At 68.9% G+C, this 22,842-nt stretch carries 18 protein-coding genes; 1 reads left to right on the top strand and 17 read right to left on the bottom strand.

The window, feature by feature from the left end; all coding sequences use genetic code 11:
• Window positions 1-30: 30 nt before the first annotated feature.
• Complete coding sequence (locus ORK51_RS00455) at window positions 31-2,760, bottom strand: bifunctional acetate--CoA ligase family protein/GNAT family N-acetyltransferase (RefSeq protein WP_019185476.1); 2,730 nt, start codon at window positions 2,758-2,760, stop codon at window positions 31-33.
• Between the two features lie 52 nt (window positions 2,761-2,812).
• Window positions 2,813-4,183, bottom strand: a complete 1,371-nt coding sequence (gene mgtE / locus ORK51_RS00450; RefSeq protein ID WP_019185477.1) for a magnesium transporter — start codon at window positions 4,181-4,183, stop codon at window positions 2,813-2,815.
• Window positions 4,184-4,528: 345 nt separating this feature from the next.
• Between mgtE and ORK51_RS00445 the strand changes: the two genes are divergently transcribed.
• Complete coding sequence (locus ORK51_RS00445) at window positions 4,529-6,334, top strand: monovalent cation:proton antiporter-2 (CPA2) family protein (protein ID WP_070426201.1); 1,806 nt, start codon at window positions 4,529-4,531, stop codon at window positions 6,332-6,334.
• Between the two features lie 74 nt (window positions 6,335-6,408).
• On the opposite strand, the gene ORK51_RS00440 is transcribed toward ORK51_RS00445, so the two are convergent.
• From ORK51_RS00440 to ORK51_RS00370, 15 genes are all read right to left on the bottom strand, one after another.
• Window positions 6,409-9,744, bottom strand: a complete 3,336-nt coding sequence (locus ORK51_RS00440; protein ID WP_266083421.1) for an ankyrin repeat domain-containing protein — start codon at window positions 9,742-9,744, stop codon at window positions 6,409-6,411.
• The gene (locus ORK51_RS00435; protein WP_019185480.1) at window positions 9,737-10,003 is read right to left on the bottom strand and encodes a YcgL domain-containing protein; all 267 of its coding nucleotides are present in this window, start codon (window positions 10,001-10,003) and stop codon (window positions 9,737-9,739) included. Before ORK51_RS00435 ends, ORK51_RS00440 begins: the two co-directional genes overlap by 8 nt.
• A gap of 261 nt (window positions 10,004-10,264) precedes the next feature.
• A complete protein-coding gene (locus tag ORK51_RS00430; RefSeq protein WP_070426203.1) occupies window positions 10,265-10,702 on the bottom strand; it encodes an excinuclease ATPase subunit in 438 nt (145 codons plus the stop codon).
• A gap of 75 nt (window positions 10,703-10,777) precedes the next feature.
• Window positions 10,778-12,019, bottom strand: coding sequence for a beta-ketoacyl-ACP synthase (locus ORK51_RS00425; protein ID WP_266083420.1), 1,242 nt, complete (start codon window positions 12,017-12,019; stop codon window positions 10,778-10,780).
• Window positions 12,019-12,750: a 3-oxoacyl-ACP reductase FabG gene (gene fabG, locus ORK51_RS00420; protein WP_070426205.1), complete on the bottom strand. Its 732-nt coding sequence runs from the start codon at window positions 12,748-12,750 to the stop codon at window positions 12,019-12,021. The genes ORK51_RS00425 and fabG overlap by 1 nt, the downstream gene beginning before the upstream one ends.
• Window positions 12,747-13,208: a hotdog family protein gene (locus ORK51_RS00415; RefSeq protein ID WP_019185484.1), complete on the bottom strand. Its 462-nt coding sequence runs from the start codon at window positions 13,206-13,208 to the stop codon at window positions 12,747-12,749. Before ORK51_RS00415 ends, fabG begins: the two co-directional genes overlap by 4 nt.
• Window positions 13,205-14,392 carry a beta-ketoacyl-[acyl-carrier-protein] synthase family protein gene (locus tag ORK51_RS00410; RefSeq protein WP_266083419.1) on the bottom strand — a complete coding sequence of 396 codons (1,188 nt, stop codon included), beginning with the start codon at window positions 14,390-14,392 and terminating at the stop codon, window positions 13,205-13,207. Before ORK51_RS00410 ends, ORK51_RS00415 begins: the two co-directional genes overlap by 4 nt.
• Window positions 14,389-14,940, bottom strand: coding sequence for a DUF3261 domain-containing protein (locus ORK51_RS00405; RefSeq protein WP_266083418.1), 552 nt, complete (start codon window positions 14,938-14,940; stop codon window positions 14,389-14,391). Before ORK51_RS00405 ends, ORK51_RS00410 begins: the two co-directional genes overlap by 4 nt.
• Window positions 14,928-16,169 carry an NAD(P)/FAD-dependent oxidoreductase gene (locus tag ORK51_RS00400; protein WP_019185487.1) on the bottom strand — a complete coding sequence of 414 codons (1,242 nt, stop codon included), beginning with the start codon at window positions 16,167-16,169 and terminating at the stop codon, window positions 14,928-14,930. The genes ORK51_RS00405 and ORK51_RS00400 overlap by 13 nt, the downstream gene beginning before the upstream one ends.
• 42 nt (window positions 16,170-16,211) lie before the next feature.
• Window positions 16,212-18,557: an MMPL family transporter gene (locus ORK51_RS00395; protein ID WP_266083417.1), complete on the bottom strand. Its 2,346-nt coding sequence runs from the start codon at window positions 18,555-18,557 to the stop codon at window positions 16,212-16,214.
• Entirely contained in the window at window positions 18,550-19,170 is a 621-nt protein-coding gene (locus ORK51_RS00390; RefSeq protein WP_266083416.1) for an outer membrane lipoprotein carrier protein LolA, read from the bottom strand. The genes ORK51_RS00395 and ORK51_RS00390 overlap by 8 nt, the downstream gene beginning before the upstream one ends.
• Window positions 19,167-19,589, bottom strand: a complete 423-nt coding sequence (locus ORK51_RS00385; RefSeq protein ID WP_019185490.1) for an acyl-CoA thioesterase — start codon at window positions 19,587-19,589, stop codon at window positions 19,167-19,169. Before ORK51_RS00385 ends, ORK51_RS00390 begins: the two co-directional genes overlap by 4 nt.
• Complete coding sequence (locus ORK51_RS00380) at window positions 19,576-21,132, bottom strand: HAL/PAL/TAL family ammonia-lyase (protein WP_266083415.1); 1,557 nt, start codon at window positions 21,130-21,132, stop codon at window positions 19,576-19,578. Before ORK51_RS00380 ends, ORK51_RS00385 begins: the two co-directional genes overlap by 14 nt.
• Window positions 21,122-22,069, bottom strand: coding sequence for a lysophospholipid acyltransferase family protein (locus tag ORK51_RS00375; protein WP_019185492.1), 948 nt, complete (start codon window positions 22,067-22,069; stop codon window positions 21,122-21,124). The genes ORK51_RS00380 and ORK51_RS00375 overlap by 11 nt, the downstream gene beginning before the upstream one ends.
• Window positions 22,066-22,827, bottom strand: coding sequence for a glycosyltransferase family 2 protein (locus tag ORK51_RS00370; RefSeq protein WP_429000591.1), 762 nt, complete (start codon window positions 22,825-22,827; stop codon window positions 22,066-22,068). Before ORK51_RS00370 ends, ORK51_RS00375 begins: the two co-directional genes overlap by 4 nt.
• Window positions 22,828-22,842: the final 15 nt, after the last annotated feature.

The following is a 22,842-nucleotide window of genomic DNA, read 5'->3' as shown; positions in this document are numbered from 1 at the left end:
CCAACGTGCACACGTCGTACCGCGTTCGGCTCAGTGCGTTGCAGGATCGGGCGCCTGCGGCACCTGCACGTCCTGCACAGGCAGGGTCACCACCATCACCGTGGAATCGTCCGGGTCCAGTCGCGTCTTGAAGCCCAGACTCTGGCACATCGCCAGCATGGTGCTGTTTTCGCGCAGCACCTGGCCTTCAATGATGTTCAGGCCGAGCCACTGGGCATACTCGATCATGATCGCCATCAGCCGCCAGCCGATGCCATGGCCCTTGAGGTCGGAGCGGATCAGGATGCCGTACTCGCCGCGGTCGTAGTCCGCATCGGCGTGCAGCCGCACCGCGCCAAGCATGTCGCCGCTGCGCGGGTCGATCGCCACCAGCGCGATGGAGCGCGCGTAGTCGAGCTGGGTCAGGCGTGCGATGAACTCGTGGCTGAAATGCTTCACCGACTGGAAGAAGCGCAGGCGCAGGTCGTCGTCGGTCACGCGGGCGAAGAACGCGCGGAACAGCGCGTCGTCCTCGGGGCGGACCGGGCGTACGAACGCCGGCGCGCCGTCGGACAGGGTGATGGTGCGCTCCCACTCCTTCGGGTAGGGGAACACCGCGAAGCGCGGATGACCGCGGCCTTTGTGCAGCTTGCGCGACGGTTCGATGGCCACGCGCGCATCGAGTGCGATCACACCGTCGCGGTCAGCCAGCAGCGGATTGATGTCGAGCGTGCGGATCTCGGGGATGTCGGCGGCAAGCTGGGCAAGCTTGACCAGGATCAGCGCGACTGCACGTTCGTCGGCGGCCGGGACATCGCGGTACGCCTTGAGGATGCGTGAGACCCGCGTGCGGCCGATCAGTTCATGCGACAGGCGCAGGTCCAGCGGCGGCAGGGCGATCGCCTTGTCATCGATCACTTCGACCGCGGTGCCGCCGCGGCCGAACACGACCACCGGGCCGAAGGTCGGGTCATCGGCGATGCCGGCGATCAGCTCGCGGGCCTTGGGCCGCACGATGGTCGGCTGCACCAGCACGCCATCGATGCGCGCATCGGGCCGTTTCTCGTGCGCGCGCGCGATGATCGAAGTAGCTGCCGCATGCACCGACTGCAGGGTGCTGAGGTTCAAACGCACCCCGTCCACATCGGATTTGTGCGGAATGTCGGCCGAGAACACCTTGATCGCGACCGTGGCGCCCTGCTCCAGCAGCGGCTGGGCCAGGTCCATCGCCTCGTGCGCATCCCGTGCCTGCATCACCGGTGCGGACGGAATGCCATAGGCGCTCAGCAGCTGGTGGGTAGCGATCGGGTCCAGCCACTGTTGGCCGGCGGCAAGCGCAGCCTCCACCAGCGCGCGGGCGCCGGCGGTATCGACCACGAAATCCTCGGGCAGGCTGGGCGGGGTTTCCATCAACGCGGCCTGCGCGTCTCGGTAGCGCACCAGGTGCTGGAAACCGCGCACGGCCTCGGCTTCGGTCGGGTAGGTCGGCACACGTGCGGCGTTGAGCGTGGCGGTGGCGCGGTCGTCGTTGCCCAGCCACACCGCGAACACCGGCTTGTCGCGGTGATGGCGCGGGCGCAGGCCCAGCGTGCGGGTCAGCGCCTGCGCGGCATCGGCCGAGGAGGTGAACGCGGTCGGCACGTTGACCACCAGGACCGCGTCGTTCTCGGTATCGGACATCAGCGCTTCGATCGCCGCAGCGTAGCGGTCGCCGTCGGCATCGACCACGATGTCGACCGGATTGCTGCGCGACCAGCCCTGCGGCAGCACCGCATCGAGCTGGGCGACGGTGGCCGGCGACAGCTCGGCCAGGCTGCCGCGCAGGGCCAGCAGCTGATCCACCGCCAGCCGCCCTACCCCGCCGCCGTTGCTCAGGATCGCCAGCCGGCGCCCGGGGAAGGTGCCGAGCCGGCCCAGCGTTTCGGCCGCGGTGAACAGTTCGTCCAGCGCGCTGACGCGCAGCAGGCCGGCGCGGTTGAACGCCGCCCCATACACCGCATCGGCACTGGCCAGCGCCTGTACGTGGGTATCGGCATCGGGATTGATGCGGATATGACGGCCGGACTTGACCACCACCACCGGCTTGGCACGCGCCGCGGCGCGCGCGGCCGACATGAACTTGCGCGCGTCACGGATGTGCTCGACGTAGAGCAGGATCGCGCGGGTGCGGTAATCGGTGGCGAAGTAGTCGAGCAGATCGCCGAAGTCGACATCCAGGGTGTCACCCAGCGAGACCACGGCGGAGAAACCGACCGAGCGTGCCACGCCCCACTCCACCAGGGCCGCGGCGATCGCGCTGGATTCGGAGATCAGGGCCAGATCGCCGGCCTGCGGGAAATGCGCGGCGATGCTGGCGTTCAAGCGCGCGTGCGGGGCGATCACGCCCAGGCAGTGCGGACCGAGTATGCGCAGGCCCTTGGGCCGTGCCGCCGCTTCCACCTGTGCCGCCAGCGAGCCCGGGCCCTCGCCCAGGTTGGCAGTGAGGATGATCGCCGCGCTGACGCCGCGCTCGGCGGCGGTGGCCACCACCTGCGGCACGATGCTGGCCGGGGCGGTGATCACCACCAGCTCGGGCACCCAATCCAGGTCCTTGAGCCGCTTCACGGTGCGGATGCCGTCGATCTCGCTGTACCGCGGATTGATCCAGGCCACCTTGCCCGGGAAGCCGGTGCCGCGCAGGTTGCGCATCACCGCCCGGCCGGCGGAGCGTTCACGCGGGCTGCCGCCGATCACGGCGACCGACTGCGGGCGGAAGACGGCTTGCAGGTGGTAGGTGCTCATGCGACCAGACAGTAACAGGGACGGGGGTGGTTATTAACCACCCCCGTCCCTGTTAAAGCAGGGTGCCGCGCAGGATCATCGCGGCGATGCTGAAGTAGATGACCAGGCCGGTGACGTCCACCAGCGTGGCCACGAACGGGGCCGAGGCGCTGGCCGGGTCGAAGCCCAGCCGCTTGAGGATGAAGGGCAGCATCGAGCCGGACAGCGAGCCGAAGGTGACGATACCGACCAGGGCCGCGCCGATGGTCAGTGCCAGCAGCTGCCAGTGATCGCCGTAGTCATGCAGGCCCAGCAGCTGCCAGGAGACGATGCGGATGATCGCCAGCACGCCCAGGATCGCGCCCAGGGTGATGCCGGTCGGCACCTCGCGCAGCGCCACCTTCCACCAGTCGCGCAGGCGCAGCTCGCGCAGGGCCAGGCTGCGGATCAGCAGCGAGGTCGCCTGCGAGCCGGAGTTGCCGCCCGAGCTCATGATCAGCGGGATGAACAGCGTCAGCACCACCGCGCGCGCCAGCTCGTCTTCGTAGTGCTGCATCGCGCTGGCGGTCAGCATCTCACCCAGGAACAGCACGCTCAGCCAGCCGGCACGCTTGCGCAGCATTTCGAAGAAGCCGATCTGCATGTACGGCTTTTCCAGCGCTTCCATGCCGCCGAACTTGTGCACGTCCTCGGTGGATTCTTCGATCAGTGCATCAAGGATGTCGTCCACCGTGACGATGCCCAGCACATGGTGCTGCGCATCCACCACCGGGATCGCGAGCAGGTCGTGGCGGCGGATCAGCTGCGCGACTTCTTCCTGGTCCAGCTGCACATCCACCGTCACCGGCGGATTGACCTGGGCGACGTCGAGGATGGGCTCCTCGGGCAGCCCGGTGATCAACCGGCGCATGGTGACGACCTGCACCAGCGCACGGGTATGCGGGTCCAGCACGTAGATCGCGTAGACGGTCTCGCGGGTGCGCTCCACCTCGCGGATGTGCTGCAGGGTGCGGCCGACCGTCCAGTCCGAGGGCACGCTGACGAACTCGGTGGTCATCAAGGCGCCGGCGGTGTGGGCCGGGTAGCTGAGCAGCTGCTGGATCGCCTTGCGGGCCTCGGGGCTGAGCAGCGGGATCAGGCGCGCGCGCTCGTCCTCGTCCAGCTCGTGGACGATATCGGTGGCGCGGTCATCGGCCATCAGGCCGAGCAGGGCGGCGGCGCGGGCGACCGGCATGGCCGCCACCAGATCGCCACCGCGGTTGAGCTCGGGCTGCTCGAGCATCTTCACCGCGCGCGGCAACGGCAGCGCGGCCAGCGTATCGGCGGCGCGCGACAGGCTCAGCGTGTTGAGGAATTCCACCGCATCGGCGGTGTTGAAATTATCGAGGGGTGCGCTCAAGGAGGCGGCATCGGCCACCGGGCGCAGCAGGTCTTTCTGGTTCATCGTATTCGCCTGTGGGTATCGCATTGCGCGACGCCAACGCTGGCGAACCGACCCGTGTCAGGCGGTCGCCATCGCTGGCGTCGAGCAAGGTCGACTTCTACTGTCGCTGGACATGGGTTGGGAACTCCGGATGGGTTTACTGCCGACGGCGGACGCCAGCAGCGGCGGGCAGTCTGGACCCGGGTGTGACGCAGGTCAACCCTTGGGGAGCGCGCCGTTCGGGTAACAGTGGCCTTCGGCCGGCATCGCGGCCGCATAATGGCGCGTGGCCCCGGCCACGGGCCCCGGCTGCCCCGGGGAGGCTTTCCACCCGCACGGCACACGATCCCATGAGCAGGTTCTCCCATGCATAGCGGCGCGCTCGAGCTGGCCCTGGTGCTGCTGCTGGCCGCGGTGATCGCGGTGCCGGTGTTCAAGAAGCTCGGCCTGGGCGCGGTGCTCGGCTACCTCGCCGCCGGCGTGGTGCTCGGCCCCGATGGGCTGGGCTTCGTGCAGGACGCCGACCGCATCCTCAGCGCCGCCGAGATCGGTGTGGTGATGCTGCTGTTCGTGATCGGCCTGGAGTTGTCCCCCGCCCGCCTGAAGGTGATGCGCCGCTCGGTGTTCGGGGCCGGCGCGCTGCAGGTGGCGCTCAGCGCCCTCGTGCTCGGCAGCCTGCTGATGCTCGATCATTTCCAGTGGAAGAGTGCGTTGATCGTCGGCATCGCGCTGGCGCTGTCCTCCACGGCGGTCGGCCTGCAGCTGCTGTCCGAGCACAAGGCGATCAACAGCGATTACGGGCGGCTCGGGTTTGCGATCCTGCTGTTCCAGGATCTGATCGCGATCCCGTTGCTGGCCGCGATTCCGTTGCTCGGCGGTGCGCGCAACGACACCCTGCAGTGGAACGACGTGGCGATCGCGATCGGCGCGCTGGCCGTGGTGATCCTGTGCGGCCGGCCGGTGCTGCGCCGGTTGTTCAACATCATCGCGCGTACACGCAGCCCCGAAGTATTCACCGCCACTGCGCTGCTGGTGGTGCTGGGCACCGCGTGGTTCATGCAGGAGGCCGGCCTGAGCCCCAGCCTGGGGGCGTTCCTGGCCGGCGTGCTGTTGTCCGATTCGGAATTCCGGCACGAACTGGAATCGCAGATCGAGCCGTTCAAGGGCCTGCTGCTCGGCCTGTTCTTCATCGCGGTGGGCATGGGCATCGACCTGGACCGCATCATCGCCGAGCCGATGATGATCGCCGCCGGCGTGGCGATCCTGCTGGTGGTGAAGTTCGGCCTCCTGTTCGGGATCGGCAAGCTGGCCAAGCTGCGTACCCGCCATGCGGTACTGCTGGGCAGCGTGCTGTGGCTGGGCGGCGAGTTCGCCTTCGTGGTGTTCAACGAGGCGCAGCGCGCGCATCTGCTGGGCAGCGCCAACCATGATCGGCTGGTGGCGATCGTGGGTCTGTCGATGGCGATCACACCGCTGCTGATGATCGTCCTGATCCGCCTGCTGGGTCGCGACGAGGGACCCAAGGCCCCCGTCCAGCCCGCTGACAAGGTCGACATCAACGATGTACAACCGCAGGTGATGATTGCCGGCATGGGCCGCTTCGGCCAGGTGGTGGCGCGCCTGCTGACCGCGCAGAAGATTCCCTTCGTGGCGCTGGAGTCGAACCCGGACACGGTCTCGGACCTGCGCCGGTTCGGCAACAAACTCTATTACGGCGACCCGACCCGACCGGAGATGCTGCGCGCCGCAGGTGGCGAACACATCCGCGTGTACGTGGTCACGCTGGATGATCCGGACGCCAACATGCGGGCCACGCGGCTGATCCGGCGCATGTATCCGGATGCGGTGGTGCTGGTGCGCGCACGCAACCGCCAGCATGCGTGGCGGCTGATGGACATGTCCGCCGAGCCGTTCCGCGAGGTGTTCGGCACCAGCCTGGAACTGAGCGAACGGATGCTGATCGCGCTGGGCATGTCGGTGGAGACCGCACGCAGCCATGTGCAGCGCTTCCGCGAGCACGACGAAAAACTCCTGCGTGATCAGTACCTGGTCTACGACGACGAAGCGGCGGTGATCCAGACCTCGCGCGATGCGCGTGCGGACCTGATGCATCTGTTCGAGGCGGATGCGGAGAGTGATGGGAAGGGCGCGGACGACCGTCCGCAGCATTGATGAACCTGCGGATGCACCGTCGCGTGCATCATTGATCCGCTGCCGGCCAGCGGCCGGCACTACCCGCCGCGGAGTCAGCCGTTATCGCGCAGGAACCGGGCCATCGAGGAGACGCCCGGCACCAGCGGTTCGAATTCGCCAGCGACGTCGATGAAGCCGCGCATCACCGCGATCTCGCGCGGGCTGCGGTTGAGCGCGTCGCGTACATCCGGATCGGCACCGGCACGCAGCAGGCGCTGCACCAGCAGCGGCAGGCCGTGCAGCGCCGCCAGATGCAGCGGACCGAAGCCACGCGGATCACGCACGTCCAGCGAGACCTCTTCGTCCAGCAGACGCTCCACCGCAGCGAGCACGATCTGCTCGTCGCAGGCGGTGCCCGGCTCGGCGCGTGCGCCGAGCAGCAGCAGCAGCGGCGTGACCGAGCCGGCGGCGGCCTGGTCCGGTTCGGCACCGGCCAGCAGCAGGGTGTCGAGCAGGGCGAGCAGACGCGCACGGTCCCGCGCACTGAAGCCGTACAGCGCCGCGCAGTGCAGCGGACCCAGTTGCTGGGCATCGCCGGCGTGCACGTCGGCACCGGCGGTGAGCAGGCGCGAAACGATGTCCGGCAGGCCCAGTGCGGCGGCCAGCATCAGCACGGTGACGCCGCCCGGCAGGCGGTATTCGAGTTCGGCACCGGCATCGAGCAGCGCCGAGACGATATCCACCTGGCGCATGCTCACTGCCGCCGAAAGCGGCGTGGCGCCACTGGCGGCGGCATGCTGCGGGTTGGCACCGCGGGTCAGCAGCAGATCCACCACGGCCAGGTGACCGCCACCAGCGGCGCGCAGCAGCGCAGTGCAGCCCTGGGCGTCGACGGCATCGACCCCGAACCCCAGGTCGATCAGGCGACGCACGGCATCGGCATCGCCGGCCATCGCAGCGGCCGGCAGGTCACCGTCGCGCAGCGCGCGGCGCGGCAACGGCCACACCCGCCAGTCCAGCCAGTCGGCGAGGTCGCGGCGGCCGATCGACAGTGCCACGCCCAGCGGGGTCTGGCCGTCGGCGGCGCGGGCTTCGGGTGAGGCGCCCTGCTGCACCAGCAGTTTGATCGAGCCTTCGCGCGCGAGCGCCGTGGCCAGATGCAGGGCGGTCATGCCATGGCTGTCGCGCGCTTCGCGGTCCACGCCCAGCGTCAGCAGGGCCTGCTGCAGGCGCAGCCAGCCCAGGCGGACGGCCAGCGAGAGCGGCGGGTCGCCCGCCGGCGACGGCGCGAACGGGTCGGCGCCGCGTTCCAGCAGTTCGAGTGCAAGTTGCTCCAGGCCACGCGAGGCGTGGTCATGCTGGGCGCAGGCGCTCAGCAGGCGCGCCAGGCCACCGCGACCGGCCGGGGAGAGGCCGCGGCGCAGCAGCACCTGCAGGGCCGGCACCGCATCGATGCCGCGCGCCAGCAGCGCGAACATCGGGGTATCTCCGCAGGCATCGAGCACTTCCGGGGCCGCACCATGCGCCAGCAGCCAGTCCAGCGCCTGCGGGTCCAGGGCCAGTTCGGCATCGTGCAGCAGCGCACCGAGTTCTTCGGGCGCGCACAGGCGGGCCAGGGCCGCCATGCCCTCGACGTTGCCGAAGCTCAGTGCTTCGCGCAGCAGTTCCAGCGGCGGGCGGTCCGGCAGCGACGCAGGAGCCGCATCGCTGTCACCGGAGATCACCAGCCCATCGCTGACCGCCGAGGGCAGCGGATAGGACGGATCCAGCAGCGATACGATGGCCCAGCGCCCGGCACCGGCGGCGATGTCCACCGCGCGTCGGCCCTGCGGATCGGCCACGTCGGCGGCGATGCCCAGGTCGCGCAGGCGGCGCACCAGCAGCGGCGAGACGTTGTCGGCCATGCAGGCCAGCAGCACCGCGTTGCGGCCTTCGCCATCCACCGCATTGAGGTCAGGATGGTGCGGCAGCAGGTGTTCGACCACGCCGGCCCGGCCACCACGCGCGGCCTCCAACCACGGCGTGCGCGCCAGTGCATCGCGTGCTTCCAGGTTGGCGCCGGCGGCCAGCAGCACGTCGATGATGTCGACATGGCCGGCCAGCGCGGCTTCGTGCAGCGCACTGCGGCGCTGGCGGTCGCGCGCATCGGCGCGGGCCTTGTGCTTGAGCAGCAGCTGCACACCGGCCGGGTCGTCTTCTTCAGTGCCGGCCGCGGCCAGCAGCACGGGCGTGCCCTCGGCCGGCTCGGTCTTGGCCCCGCGTTCGAGCAGGAACTTGGCCAGCCGCCAGTTGCCGACCTGGCAGGCCACGGCCAGCGGCGACCAGCCGTCGTCATTGAGCGCGTCCACTTCGGCGGCGGCATCGCGCAGCAGCGCGGCGACACCGGGATCGGAACTGCGCGCCGCGTGATGCAGCGGCGTGTTGCCCTCGCTGTCCACCGCGCGCGGGTCGGCGCCATTGGCGAGCAGGGTCATCACTGCCTCGGGGCGACCGTGCCAACTGTCGCGGGTAGCGGCCAGCAGCGGGGTCATGCCACGGTGCGGGGCATTGACGCCCACGCCGCGCGCGATCAGTTCGCGCAGCAGGCGCAGGTCGGGCAGCACCGCGGCCAGCACGGCCAGGCTGCGCTGGTCGCGCCAGGCCGGATCGGGCAGCCCGTGCGGGTCGGCGCCGGCCTGCAGCAACTGCAGGGCACGGTCGACCCGGCCGCTGCGCGCCGCGTCGTACAGCGCCGGCTGCTGTTCGTGCAGGCTGATCGATTCCAGCGGTTTGGGCTCGGCGTACGCGTCGGCGAACAGATCATCGCGGTCACCGCGGGTCTCGGCCGGTACCGGTGCGCTCAGGGTCGATGCGGGGGCGATCGCCTGCAGCAGCACGTGCGCCAGCGGGGACAGCAGTACCACCGCAGCGGCGACCGGCCAGTGCAGCGCCGCCGAGACCAGGCCCGGCCACGCCGGCAGCACCACCAGCGCGCACACCAGCACCACCAGCGCAGCAACGGCCAGCCCGCGCCAGGCGGTCAGGTCGCGTCCGGCCAGGGTCTGCCAGTGACGGGCCAGGCTGCCTTCGCTGCGTTCCACGTCATTCCACAGCGGCCAGGTCCGCCAGACCCCGAGCAGCGCGGCGCTGACTGCCACGCTCACGCCGAGCACGGCGGCCAGGCTGCCGCTGTCGTGCAGGGCACTCAGCGGCCAGGCCACCAGCAGGGTCAGCAGCAGCGGGCCCAGCCCCCACAGCGCCAGCAGCGCAGGCGCATCCTGACGGACCACCTGCGGCAGCGGCTGCAGCGAGCGGGTGCGGCGCCACCACGAGACCGCCAGCGCGAACGCCGGCTGGGCCAACGCAGCGCACACGGCACCGGGCACGCCGCCGATGGCCGCAGCCAGGGCCAGCAGCGCACCGAGGGCGGCAGCAGATGCGACGGCGCGGGGGCGTTGGGATTCAATCATTGCGTCGCGGGAACCTGACCGGCGCCAACGGAGGCGGCGGCAACTGCAGATGGAATCCACGCTCGGTCAGGTTCTGGCGCACTTGTGCGGCATCGACCTGGGCGAGGCGACGGTCGGGAGTCAGGGCCACTTCGAGAACGAACTGGAACGGCGCCAGCGAGGCCTTTACCGCGTCAGGGATGACCGAGAAGTCATCACGAACGGCGAGATAGACGAAGCTGTCCTGCTTGCGTTGGCTTTTATAGACGTAGGCTTGCATGCCGCAGGGCGTTGCCCAGGGTAGTGAATGACAATGATTGTGGAGGAAAGCCGGCACAGGTGAAAGCCACGTGCACTGTCTACTGTCGGTTTTCCGTCACGCGACAGCATCAGGTTCATCAATGTCGTGATGTCGTTCAGCTGGGCGCCGCTGCAGTCTGCCGATGGCGCTGTGATGAATGCGTCGCTGCGGCGATGCCGCCGGTACCTGCGTTGGCCGCTGCATGGACCACCGCCCCGGCAGGGACGGTGGTCCGGGGGCTCACTTCACCTTGGCGTAGGTGCCCTTCAGCGCCACGCCGGCCAGGATCGCGCCCGCGTAGCATTCGTAGCTGGTGGTGCTCTTGAACTCGTTCTTCTTGTAGTAGCTGACGATGTCGACCACGGCATTGGCACCGCGCGACTTTGCCCCATCCTGCAGCGCGCGCAGCGCCGACAGCGCCACCCAGCGGCAGGCTTCGGCATCGCTCTTGTTGGCGGCGTTGGTCTTCTTGTTGGTCACGTCCTCGCCCAGGCGCTCCACCACGCTGACCTTTTCACCGGCCAGATAGAACTTCACGCTGCCGTCGATGCCCACGTTGCGGGCTTCAGCGGAATTGACCAGCTCATGCAGCGACTGCTCGACACGGGTTTCGCGGGCCTGGGCGGTACTGGCCAGGGCGAGCAGCGCGGTGGCGGCGATCAGGGCAAAACGACGCATTCAACTTTCTCCTTGTTGGGGGGATGCGAGGGGTCTACGGAACGGCCGGCCCGCAACGCGGGCCGGAAACTGCGGTCAATCCTGCCAGCGGCGGAAGATCAACGAGGTGTTGATGCCGCCGAAGGCGAAGTTGTTGCTCATGACGTAGTCGGTCTGCAGGGCACGGCCGTCGCCATGGATGTAATCCAGCGCGCCGCAGCGGGGATCGACCTCGTGCAGGTTCAGGGTGGGGGCGAACCAGCCCTCGCGCATCATCTCGATGCTCAGCCAGGCCTCGAACGCGCCACAGGCACCGAGCATGTGACCCACATAACTCTTGAGCGAGCTGATCGGCACGCCGGGGCCGAACACCTGGTGGGTGGCCTGGGTTTCGGCGATGTCGCCGTGCTCGGTGGCGGTGCCGTGCGCGTTGACGTAACCGATCCGGTCGGCAGCCAGGTCGGCATCCTCCAGCGCCAGCCGCATGGCCTGCGCCATGGTTCCGGCGCTGGGCTGGGTGACGTGCTGGCCGTCGCTGTTGGTGCCGTAGCCGACCACTTCGGCCAGGATCGTGGCGCCGCGGGCCTGGGCATGCTCCAGCTCTTCCAGGATCAGCGTGCAGGCGCCCTCGCCCAGCACCAGGCCGTCGCGGTGCGCATCGAACGGACTGGGCGTGGTCTGCGGCGCATCGTTGCGCACGCTGGTGGCGAACAGGGTGTCGAACACGGCGGCGGCGGTGGCGTCGAGCTGCTCGGCACCGCCGGTGACCATCACGGTCTGCTTGCCGCTGCGGATCGCTTCATAGCCCGAGCCCACGCCCTGGCTGCCCGAGGTGCAGGCGCTGGAGGTGGTGTAGACCCGCCCGGACAAGCCGAAGAACACGCCGATGTTCACCGGCGAGGTGTGGCTCATCATTTTCAGGTAGGTGGTGGCGCTGATGCCTTCGGTGGTGTGCTCATGCAGCATCCGGCCGAACTCGGCGGTAGCCTCGTGGCTGCCCGAGGACGAGCCATAGGCCACGCCGGCCATGCCACTGCGCAGCACCGGGTGGCCGAGCAGGCCGGCCGCCTCCAGCGCCAGCTCGGTGGCGCGCACCGACATCACCGCGACCTTGCCCATGCTGCGGGTGGTCTTGCGGTTGTAGTTGGCGGGCAGTTCGAAATCTTCCGCCGGTGCGGCCAGCCGCGTGTTGAGGCCATCGAAGACCTCCCACTCGGCGATGTAGCGCACCGCATTGGTCCTGGCCTGCAGGCGCGCACGGATGCTCGCCCAGTCCTGCCCGAGCGGGCTGATGGCAGCCGCGCCGGTGACCACCACGCGACGATCGGGGCGGGCCATCAGACCATCCCTCCGTTGACCGAGATCACCTGGCGGGTGATGTAGCCGGCCGATTCGGAGAGCAGGAACGAGACCGCGGCAGCGACCTCCTCCGGCTGGCCCAGGCGGTTGGCCGGGATCAGCTTGAGCGCGTGCTCGACCACTTCTTCATTGACCATCTCGGTCTCGATCAGCCCGGGGGCCACGCAGTTGACCGTGATCGCGCGGCTGGCCAGCTCCAGCGCCAGCGCCTTGGTGGCGCCGATGATGCCGGCCTTGGCCGCGCTGTAGTTGGTCTGGCCGCGGTTGCCGACCAGGCCGGAGACCGAGGACAAGGTGACGATGCGGCCAGGCTTGCGCCGGCGCACCAGCGGCATCACCAGCGGGTGCAGCACGTTGTAGAAGCTGTCCAGGTTGGTGTGGATGACCGCATCCCAATCCTCGGCCGGCATCGCCGGGAAGGCGCCATCGCGGGCGATGCCGGCATTGCAGACCACCCCGTAATACGTGCCGTGCGCTTCGATGTCCGCTTCCAGCGCGGTACGCGCGGCATCGCGGTCGCTCACGTCGAACATGAGCACCCGGGCCTGTCGGCCCAGCGCCTGGATCTCGGCCACCACGGCCTGTGCTTCCTCGATGCGGCTGCGGCAATGCACCACCACATCGAAGCCGTCGCGCGCGCAACGCAGCGCCACGGCACGGCCGATGCCCCGGCTGGCGCCGGTCACCAGCACGGTCAGATTCCCTGTCATGCCTCTCCACTCTCCAGATAGGCCATCGCGTCCGTGGGTTCAAACACGGAGACGTTGGCAACCGCCATTTCGATATCGCCCGCCAGGATCCGGCAGGCGAACATGCCCAGGCCATTCTCGCCCAACAACTCGCAGTTCGCCTCCACCCGCAGGCAGCTGCCGGCGGCAAAGAACGGCTGGTGGGCGGTGTACCGGCGGGTGCCAAGCAGGAAGCCGATCGACGGCGCGCGGCCGGCGTGGCGTGCGCGGCACCCAGCCCAGGCGGCGATCGCCTGCGCCATGTACTCCACCCCGACCCAGGCGGGCACGCCATCAGGCGTGCAGAACAGCCCCTGCGCGGGCACGTCCACCTCAACGGCGATGGACTCGTCCTGCCAGGCCACCACGCGGTGGATCAGGCGCATGCTGTCGCGGTGCGGCAGCACCGCGTCGATGTCATCGGGCAGCGGCATGCTCATCCTCGCGCCAGGGCCAGCACGGCGTTGCTGCCGCCGAAGGCGAACGAATGGCTGAGCACGTGCTGCAGCGGTTGCGCAGCGCGCGTGCCCGGTGCCACCAGGGCCAGCGCCGGCAAGGCATCATCGGCCTGCCCGTCCCACCAGTGGGTGGGCAGATGCTGGTCCGGGTTGTCGGCCAGGGTCATCCAGCACAGCGCCGCTTCGATCGCGCCCGAGGCGCCGAGCGTGTGCCCGGTCAGCGGCTTGGTCGAGCTGGCCGGCACCTGCGTGCCCAGCACCGCGGCGACCGCCTGGCTTTCCATCGCATCGTTGTGACCAGTGGCGGTGCCATGCAGGTTCACGTAGTCGATCTGCGCCGGCGCCAGCCCGGCCCGGTCCAGGGCCTGCTGCATGGCATCGATCGCGCCGCGTCCCTGCGGATCCGGCGCAGACATGTGGTGGGCATCGGACGATTCGCCCCAGCCGGACAGCCGCACCGGGCCCGGCTCGCGGGTCATCAGGAACAGCGCGGCGCCTTCGCCGATGTTGATGCCGCTGCGGTTTACCGAGAAGGGATTGCAGCGCACCGCCGAGACCGACTCCAGCGCGCTGAACCCGGCCACGGTGAAGCGGCACATCGAGTCCGCCCCGCCGGCGACCACCGCATCGACCACGCCGGCGCGCAGCAGGCGTGCGGCCGACATCAGCGCCTTGGCGCTGGACGAGCACGCGGTGGAGATCGTCCAGGCCGGGCCGGTGCTGCCGATCCGCTCACGCACGAAGCGCGCGGCGGTGCCCATTTCCTGCTGGGCGTAATGGAAATCCGCCGGCCACACGCCATCGCGGTGATAGGTGCGCAGTGCGTGCTCCGACTCGCCGATGCCCGAGGTGCTGGTACCGATGATCACCGCCACGCGCTCGGCACCAAAACGGGCGACGGCGGCATCGACGGCCTCGCGGATCTGGCCGAGCGCAGCGTCCAGCAGGCCGTTGTTGCGGCCGCGCAGGGCGACCGGCAGGTCGGCCAGGTCCGGCAGCGGCGCCTGCACTTCGCCCAGCGCCAGGGTGCGGCCAGGCAGGAGGGTGTCGTTGTCGTGCAGCCCGCCGGGCTGCGCCGCGAACAGGCCCTCGCGCACCTGGGCGCGGTCGGCCCCCAGTGCGCAGATCACTCCCAGCTCGTTCAGATAGACCGCGCTGCTGCTCACTCTCGGCCCTGCCCCATGTCCATTGATTCGATCACCAGTTCGTAGCCCTCGGCCAGGTTGCGCAGCCGCACGCGACCATCGGGCAATGTCTCGCGCACCAGCCAGGGTGTGCCGCCCTGGACCAGGCTGCGCACGCCGTCGGTTTCCTGCAGGCTCCAGCCGTCCGGCAGCGCGGCACGGATCGCCGCGGCGGGCCACAACGCGAACTGCAGGTCGTCGAGCACGCGCTCGCCGCGCACCTGCGGCGGCAGCCACGGCGCCCGGGTCTGTTCCAGATGCTGCCCGTCCCAGACCATGCGCACGCCGGTCTGGCCCATCGCCTGCACCGCCAGCCGCACCTGTTCGGCATCCACCTCCAGCAGGGCATCCAGCTCACGCTCGTGGCTGCCGAAGCGGAACTGCAGGCGCTGCTGCAGCTGCACCGGCTGCGGCAATGCCGAGGGCGCCAGCTGCAGCACGGGCAGCTGTACCAGCGGCGTGGGCATGCGGGTGCTGGCGCATGCGGCCAGCAGCAGGCTCAACAACAGGGTCAGGATCAGGCGCTGCACAGTTCCTCCAGCACGCGCAGGCGCCGGCCGCTGGCGTCGGCAACGTACGGATTGTTGGTATCCCAGGCATAGCCGGCCAGGATCGAGGAGATCATGCGGCGCACCTCCGGCTGCGGATCGGGATGGTAGATGATCTTCTGGAAGCCACCGGCGTACCAGGCCTCGACGAAGCGCCGGAAGGTTTTCACCCCGGCGCGCAGCGGCACCGAGAAGTCCTGTTCCCAGTCGACCGTCTCACCGGCGTGCTCGCGGGCCAGGCAATCGCTGGCCAGCTGGGCCGATTTGAACGCGATGGTCACCCCCGAGGAAAACACCGGATCGAGGAACTCGCCGGCGTTGCCGAGCAGGGCATAGCCTTCGCCCCACAACGAGGAGACATTGGCCGAGTACCCGGTGATGGTGCGCACCGGCAGCACCGCCCATTCGGCGTTCCCGAGCAGGCGGGCCAAGTTCGGGTCCTCACCGACGATGGCCTGCAGCTTCTCCAGATCGGTGCCCGGGTAGCGCGCGAAGAAGCTCGGCTCGGCCACCACGCCCAGCGAACAGCAACCGTTGGAGAACGGAATCGTCCAGTACCACACGTCCACGTGCTCGGGATGGGTGGTGATCAGGATCTTGTTGCGATCAAAGCCCGCGCCTGCAGGAATGTGGTCGCGCACATGGCAGAAGATCGCACCGCGCACCGGGAAATTCGACGGCGACTCCAGGTCCAGCAGGCGCGGCAGCAACCGGGCGAAGCCGCTGGCGTCGAGAATGAAACCGGCCTCGATGGTGTACTCGCTGCCATCGGGCCGACGCACCTGCACCTGCGCCGGACGCCCGGGCTGCACGGACAGCACCTCATCACCGAAGCGCAGCGTAGCGCCCATGCGCTCGGCACCGCGCGCCAGCACGTCATCGAAGTCGGCGCGCTGCACCTGGTAGGTGGTGCCCCAGCCCGGCGAGAACTTGTCGCGGAAATCAAACTCGGTGGTCGCCTCGCCGCGCACGAACGCCGCACCGTTCTTGTACTGGAACCCGGCCTGCACCACATCCTGCAGCAGTCCGGCCGCCTCGATGTATTCCATGCTCTGCGGCAGCAGGCTCTCGCCGATCGAGAACCGCGGGAACGCCTGGCGCTCCAGGATCAGCACCTGGCGCCCCTGCCGGCGCAGCATCGCCGCCGCCACGGAGCCGGCCGGGCCGGCGCCAATGACGAGGATTTCAGTACGTTCCACCTGCGGGTTCATCGATACATCCTTGATCAGATCATGAGAGGGAAACGCGGTCGCTCAGTGCGGTGCGTCGTGCGGTGGCGGGCGGAACAGCGGCGAGATCAGCCAGACCAGGCCGATGCCGAACAACAGGGTCAACCCGAAGGCGCGCAGCGCCGGCGTGGCCGACAGCCCGAGCAGGCCGAACGACAACCAGGTGCTGGCCGCGCCCACGCAGACCGCGAGCCAGGCACTGGCATCGCCGCGGTGTTCGATCAGGAAGATGCCGTAGTCGATGCCCATGCCGAGCAGCAGCATCAGCGCGAGGACGTTGAACAGTTGCAGTGGCTGGCCGAACAGCCCCAGCAGCGCCAGTGTCAGTGCGCCGGCGATCAGGGTCGGGGCGAGCACGCGCCAGGCCTGGCCGCGGTAGCGCCAGAACAGCACCGCAAACACCAGTGCGATGCCGATCAGCAGCAGCCCGCTCATCAGCTTGCGGTAATGCTTGAGCAGCTGCGAGAAATCGGCGGTCCGGTCCACCCAGCGCACGCCATCGATGCCCTTGGCCTGTGCTTCCAGCAGTGCCAGCGCATCGGCACGCGAGAGGTCATCGACCATCACCACCGACGCCACGCCCTGCCCGACCGTGCCCAGCCACAGATGTCGGAACGGCATGGCTGCCGGCGAGGCAAGGAAGGCGTCGGCCTGCAGGTCCTGCGCAGCATAGGCCGGGCGCAGCAGTGGCTCACCCACCGCCGCACCGACCCGTGCCAGCACCTGCGGCTCGACCCTGGCGGTCAGGGCCGCATCGGCATGTTGGCGCTGCTGCGAGGGCAGCCAGTCGCTGATCGCACGGTAGCCACCGATCTGCTTGTCCGCTTCGAGCACGCGCAGACGATCGATCAGTGCCTCTTCGCGCTCCAGCACCTGCTCGGCGGTATCGCCCTGGACCAGATAGAACTGCGCCGGGCTGGGCATGCCCAGCATCTGGCTGATGCGGATCTGCTGGGCGATCAGGTCCGGCGGCGATGACTGCAGGCTGCGCAGGTCGTCATTGGTCTGCAGGCGGGCGATGCCGATCGCCGAGAGCACCGTCACCACGCCCAGGAACATCGCCGCCTTGCGCCCGTGCAGGCGCGGCCAGCGCTCCAGCGTGGCGCCCAGCCAGCGGGCGAAACCGGTACGACGGATTTCGCCGCCATCCAGCCACGGGAACCAGAAGATCACGGTCAGGAAGGCGGCGGCCAGGCCGACCACCGAGAACAGCGCCATCTGGCGCAGCCCCGGGAACGGCGCCAGGCCCAGCGCGAGATAGGCCAGTGCGCTGGTCAGCAACGCCAGCCACAGGCCCGGCAGCAGATGCCGCAGCAGCTTCCAGCGGCGGTCCGCCGGTTCGGCCTGGCGCGAGGCGAACCAGTGGATGCCGTAATCCTCGGCCACGCCCACCAGCGAGGCACCGAACACCAGCGTCAGCACATGCACCTTGCCGAACACCAGCACCGTCACCGCCAGCGCGACGCCACAGCCGATCAGCAGCGAGGCGGCCACCAGCAGGATCGGGCGCAGCGAACGGAACGCCAGCCAGACCAGCAGCAGTACCGCGGCCAGCGAACCCCAGCCGATCGTATTGATCTCCCAGTTGGCCTGCACGGCCGCGGCTTCCGCATGCAGCGGCACACCGGCACGCAGCACTTCCAGACCCGGCGCCTGCTTCGTGGCGGCCTCGGCGGCGGTGTCCAGCAGCAGGTCGATATGGCGCTCGCCATCGAGCTGGAACGCCGAGCCGACCGTGTCGTACTGCACGATCGACCAATGCTTTCCATCGGCTTCCAGCAGGCCGTCATCGCCCATCTGCAGGCCCGAACCCAGCGCGCGCTCCTGCCACCACTGCGGCCACAGCGAGAGCGGATCCTGGCGCCACTCGGTCAGGCGCGGCGCGCCCATCGGGCCGTACAGCGCCGCCAGTGCCGATTCGGCCAGGCCATCGGTGGGTTCGTTCTGCAGCCGCTCGCGCTGTGCACTGGTCAGCAGGCGGTCGCGATACGGTGCGTAGAACGCCCGTGCCTGATCGAACCAGCCTTCGATCGAGCCGCTTTCCTGGAGCAGCGGGGCAGCGCCCCGCTCCACCTTGATGGCATCGCGGAATGCGGCCTCGGCCGCCTTGGTCTGCGCCGCATCGGTACTGCCCAGCAACACCACGATCTGGCGCGCGTTGGCATCGGCAATACGGCGGGTGACATCGGACAGCAGGCGGTCGTGCGCATCCTGCGGCAGCAGCGCGAGGATGTCGGTATCGATCCGCGATTCGCTCTTCCACAACTGCCATTGCTGCACGCCCAAGCCGATCAGCACCAGCAGCCAGGCAATGGCCAGCCAGCGCCAGAGGCGCTGCAGGCGGCCGTTGGACGTCAGCACGTCATTCAAACTTGCGGCCCTCGTCGGCGCTCAACGCCGCCGGCGTATCGCTCATGCCGGCAAAGTGGATGCGGGTCACATCCTGGTTGGCCTCGTTGATCTGCACCTCGCGCACGTAGCGGTCACCGCTCAGAGTGAGCTGCGCAAACACCTTGCCGAGCATCGCCGAGCGCGGCGTCAGCTGCATGCGCCAGGCATTGCCGGGCAATACCTCGACCTTGACCGTGAACTGCGCCGACAGCGCCTGCGCATCGCCGCTCATCAACGCGAACATGATCGCGTTGACCGAGCGCATCGCCGGCTGCTGGCGGCCATCCAGTTCGACCCGGCTGCTGCCGTCGCTTTGCCGGCTGAGGATGCGGTCGCGGGTGACCACCACCTCGGAGGGGAACGGCTTGAGCGTGGTCCAGACCACCCCGTGGTCCTGGGCCAGCACGAAGCGACCCTGCGAGCGCAGCGGGTTCTTGAACCCGGCGACCTGTTTCTCCTGGGTGAACTCGCCGCGCAGCACGTCGACCTTGGCCACACGCTGCTTGACTACCTCCACATCGGTGGCGGCGAACGCCGGGGCGACCATGGCCAGCATCACCAGCACGCACAGCATGCGCAGGAAACGGTTCATTGCGGTTGCACTCCCAGACGCTCCCACAGCACCGGCGGGCACAGGTAGAGCATTTCATTGGTGGCCGCGTCGACCGCGACCTGGATGGTATGGGCGCGGGTCAGCGTGGTACCGCTGTCCGCATCCACGATTTCATAGGCGATCTTCAGGCGGTTTTCCCACTCGGTGATCGTGGCGCGCACGCGCAGTGCCTGGCCGTACAGCAGCGGGCGGATGTACTTCACCCGCGCATCGACCACCGGCCACAGGTAACCGGAATCGCGCATCTGCGGGTAATCGTAGTCATGGCGCTGCAGCAGGGCGCAACGCGCGATCTCGAAGTACTTGAAATAGTTGCCGTGCCAGACCACCTGCATCGCATCGCAGTCATGGAAGGCCGGCGACAGCGCGACCTCGAAGCTCAGATCAGGCGTCGACATACAGCTCCCAGCGCTGTGCGCGGATATCGTCGAGCAGGGCGCGCAGCTCACCATCCAGCGCGCGGTCCTCCTCGATCAGGGCGATGCGCTCGGACAGGTCCTGGTACATCGCGGCCAGATCGCCGTGCAGCGTGGCCTTCATGCCGACGCGCTCACGCAGCGCCACGCCTTGGCGGGCGGTGATCAGCAGCGCCGCCACGACCTGCTCGGTCAGCTCGATCACACGCAGGCAGTCGCGCGCGGCGATGGTGCCCATGCTGACCTTGTCCTGATTGTGGCATTCGGTGGAACGCGAGAACACCGAGGCCGGCATGGTCTGCTTGAGCGCTTCGGCGGTCCACGCCGAGACACTGATCTGCAGCGCCTTCAGACCATGGTTGATCGCCGCGCGCTCACCGGTGGCGGCCGACAGGTTGGCCGGCAGGCCATGGTTGAAGCGTGCATCCACCACCAGCGCCATCTGCCGGTCGAGCAGGTCGGCCAGATTGGCGATGGTGTTCTTCAGCGCGTCCATCGCGAAGGCGATGTGGCCGCCGTAGAAGTGGCCACCATGCAGGATGCGCTCGCCCTCGACATCGATCAGCGGGTTGTCGTTGGCGCTGTTGAGTTCGGTTTCGATCAGCTGGCGGAAGAACGGCAGGGCGTCCTGCACCACGCCGATCACGTGCGGGGCGCAGCGCAGCGAGTAACGGTCCTGCAGGCGCTGTTCGTTGCGCGGCGGCCGGTCGCTGTGCAGGTCCTGGCGCAGGCGCGCGGCGATCCGGGTCTGCCCCGGGTGCGGCTTGGCAGCGAACAGCATTTCATCGAAATGATGGGCGTTACCGTCACTGGCCAGCACGTTGAAGGCGGTCAGGCGCGTGGCCAGCCTGGTCAGGTAGTCGGCGCGGTCGTACGCCAGGCAGGCCAGCGCCGTCATCACGGCGGTGCCGTTCATGATCGCCAGGCCTTCCTTGGGGCGCAGCCGCAGCGGCGCCATGCCGATCTCGGCCAGCACCTCGGCCGCCGGGCGGCGCTCGCCCTGGTACATCACCTCGCGCTCGCCGCACAGCACCGCGGCCACGTAGGACAGCGGGGTGAGGTCGCCGCTGGCGCCGACCGAGCCTTCGGCCGGGATCAGCGGCAGCACGTCATGCCGCAGCAGCGTGGCCAGGCCCTGCAACAGCGGATGGCTGACCCCGGACATGCCGCGCACCAGCGAAGCCAGGCGCGCGGCGATCACCGCACGGGTTTCCTGCGGGTCCAGGAAACGGCCCAGTCCACAGCCGTGGTAGGTGAACAGGTGGTGCGGCAGTTCGGCCACCAGCGCTGGCGGAATGTTCACCGTGCACGAATCGCCGTAGCCGGTGGTCACCCCGTAGATGACGCCATCTTCGCGCAGCAGGCGATCGAGGAAGTCCGCGCCGCGCTGGATGTGTGCGGTGAACGCGGCATCGTCGGTGACCACGGCCTGGGCCTGGCGCTGTGACAGCGCGACCACGTCTTCGATGGTCAGCGGCGCATCGCCGAAGCGGACGGAGGGTGCCTGATCGGCCTTACTTGCCATGAGATGCCTGATCCCAGAAGGGGAAGAAATTGAACCAGTCCAAGGGTGCCTGGGTGACCTGAACTTCCAGCCACCGGGCGAAATGTTCCGCCTGCGCGGTCAGCGCGGCGTCACGCGAACCGCGCGGCAATACGATGCGGTCGGTGAACTGTTCAAAGCGCACCTGGTAGCCACGCCCGTGATGCAGGCAGGCCATGGTGTAGACCGGGCACGCCAGCGCCGCGGCCAGTACATAGGCGCCGATCGGGAACTGCGCGGTGTGGCCGAGGAACGGGGCCGGCACGGTGCGCCCGCCACGCAGCGGCACGCGGTCGCCGACGATGGCCACGAAACCACCCGCCTCGACCCGGCGCTGCAGCTCGACCGCGGTGGCCGGGCCCATGTCGGTGACCTGCAGCAGCTCCACCGAGGCCAGCGGATCGAGCCGCTGCATCAGGCGGTTGAAGCGCTGCGCGTGCGCAGTGTGGACCAGCACGGTGATGTGGAAGCCCGGCACCCGCTCGGCCAATACCTGGCACAGCTCCAGGCAACCGATGTGCGCGGTGAGGATCAGCCCGCCTTCGCGGCGCGCGATCTTGTCCAGCACCAGGTCGCGCTGCAGATGGATGTGCTCGGGCGGATAGCGGCCGCCCAGGCCGAGCAGCTTGTCGAGCATGGTGTCGGCAAACAGCGCGAAGTGCTTCAGGCTCTGCCATCGCCCGGGTGCCGAGGGGAACACGCCGGTATGGGCCTGCAGGCGCTCCAGGTACTGCAGCGACGATTCGCGCGCGACCCGGTTGCTCAACCAGTGGCAGAGCACCACCGGGTACACGCACAGCCGGAACGGCCAGCGGCCGAACCAGCGGTGCACCCAGCACAGGAACAGCACGCCGGCGGCCGAGGTGGACTCGCCGATGTCGGCCCAGTGCGGGGCGCTGCCGGGGGCGGGCGTGGTCATGCGCCGGGCCCTGCGATGCGCTGCCACAGCAGCCGCGGCGCGCGCCACAGCATCCCGACGAACAGGCGCGCGTGCATGCGGCTGATGCGCACGTTGTCGCGCCACACATCGAAGTGCGAGACGCCGTCGCTGGGATAGGTAACGGCGGTCGGCACACTGATCACCTTCACCCCACGCCAGAACAGCCGCACCAGGATTTCACTGTCGAAATCCATGCGCCGGCCGATGGTTTCCTCGCCCATCAGGCGGATCACCGGGGCCAGTGGATACAGGCGGAAGCCACACATCGAGTCGCGGATCTGCAGTGACAGCGTGTTGATCCAGACCCAGATATGCGTGGCGTAGCGGCCGTACAGGCGCGCCTTGGGCACGCTGGCGTCATAGCGCGGGATACCACAGATCACCGCCTCCGGCTGCGCCTGCGACAGCGCGACGAAACGGGGGATATCGGCGGTCTCGTGCTGGCCGTCGGCATCGATCTGCAGCACGTGGCTGTAGCCCAGGCGCGCGGCTTCGGCAAAGCCGGCCAGCATCGCGCCACCTTTGCCCTGGTTCACCGCCAGCCGCAGCAGCGTGACCCGCGGTGCGTGCTCGCGGGCCAGCGCATCAAGCACCTGCGCGCACTCCCGGTGCGAGCCATCGTCGACCAGCAGGCACGGCTGCCCACTGGCCAGCACGCCCTGCACCACCGCACCGATCGCATGCGCGTGGTCGTACACCGGGATCACCACCAGCGGGGCGAAGGCCGATCTGCTCATGCCGTCACCGGAGTC

Source organism: Stenotrophomonas sp. RIT-551, assembly GCF_026241915.1.
Lineage (GTDB): Bacteria > Pseudomonadota > Gammaproteobacteria > Xanthomonadales > Xanthomonadaceae > Stenotrophomonas > Stenotrophomonas bentonitica_A.
Note: the sequence above shows the minus strand (reverse complement) of the source record. Positions and strands in the feature narration are given on the sequence as shown.

Excerpts from the sequence above, each read along its gene's own strand:
- fabG (WP_070426205.1), bottom strand. The coding sequence starts at position 12,750 with ATGACAGGGAATCTGACCGTGCTGGTGACCGGCGCCAGCCGGGGCATC.
- mgtE (WP_019185477.1), bottom strand. The coding sequence starts at position 4,183 with ATGAACCAGAAAGACCTGCTGCGCCCGGTGGCCGATGCCGCCTCCTTG.
- ORK51_RS00370 (WP_429000591.1), bottom strand. The coding sequence starts at position 22,827 with ATGAGCAGATCGGCCTTCGCCCCGCTGGTGGTGATCCCGGTGTACGAC.
- ORK51_RS00375 (WP_019185492.1), bottom strand. The coding sequence starts at position 22,069 with ATGACCACGCCCGCCCCCGGCAGCGCCCCGCACTGGGCCGACATCGGC.
- ORK51_RS00425 (WP_266083420.1), bottom strand. The coding sequence starts at position 12,019 with ATGGCCCGCCCCGATCGTCGCGTGGTGGTCACCGGCGCGGCTGCCATC.
- ORK51_RS00445 (WP_070426201.1), top strand. The coding sequence starts at position 4,529 with ATGCATAGCGGCGCGCTCGAGCTGGCCCTGGTGCTGCTGCTGGCCGCG.
- ORK51_RS00390 (WP_266083416.1), bottom strand. The coding sequence starts at position 19,170 with ATGAACCGTTTCCTGCGCATGCTGTGCGTGCTGGTGATGCTGGCCATG.
- ORK51_RS00400 (WP_019185487.1), bottom strand. The coding sequence starts at position 16,169 with ATGAACCCGCAGGTGGAACGTACTGAAATCCTCGTCATTGGCGCCGGC.
- ORK51_RS00380 (WP_266083415.1), bottom strand. The coding sequence starts at position 21,132 with ATGGCAAGTAAGGCCGATCAGGCACCCTCCGTCCGCTTCGGCGATGCG.
- ORK51_RS00385 (WP_019185490.1), bottom strand. The coding sequence starts at position 19,589 with ATGTCGACGCCTGATCTGAGCTTCGAGGTCGCGCTGTCGCCGGCCTTC.
- ORK51_RS00435 (WP_019185480.1), bottom strand. The coding sequence starts at position 10,003 with ATGCAAGCCTACGTCTATAAAAGCCAACGCAAGCAGGACAGCTTCGTC.
- ORK51_RS00430 (WP_070426203.1), bottom strand. The coding sequence starts at position 10,702 with ATGCGTCGTTTTGCCCTGATCGCCGCCACCGCGCTGCTCGCCCTGGCC.
- ORK51_RS00415 (WP_019185484.1), bottom strand. The coding sequence starts at position 13,208 with ATGAGCATGCCGCTGCCCGATGACATCGACGCGGTGCTGCCGCACCGC.
- ORK51_RS00440 (WP_266083421.1), bottom strand. The coding sequence starts at position 9,744 with ATGATTGAATCCCAACGCCCCCGCGCCGTCGCATCTGCTGCCGCCCTC.
- ORK51_RS00455 (WP_019185476.1), bottom strand. The coding sequence starts at position 2,760 with ATGAGCACCTACCACCTGCAAGCCGTCTTCCGCCCGCAGTCGGTCGCC.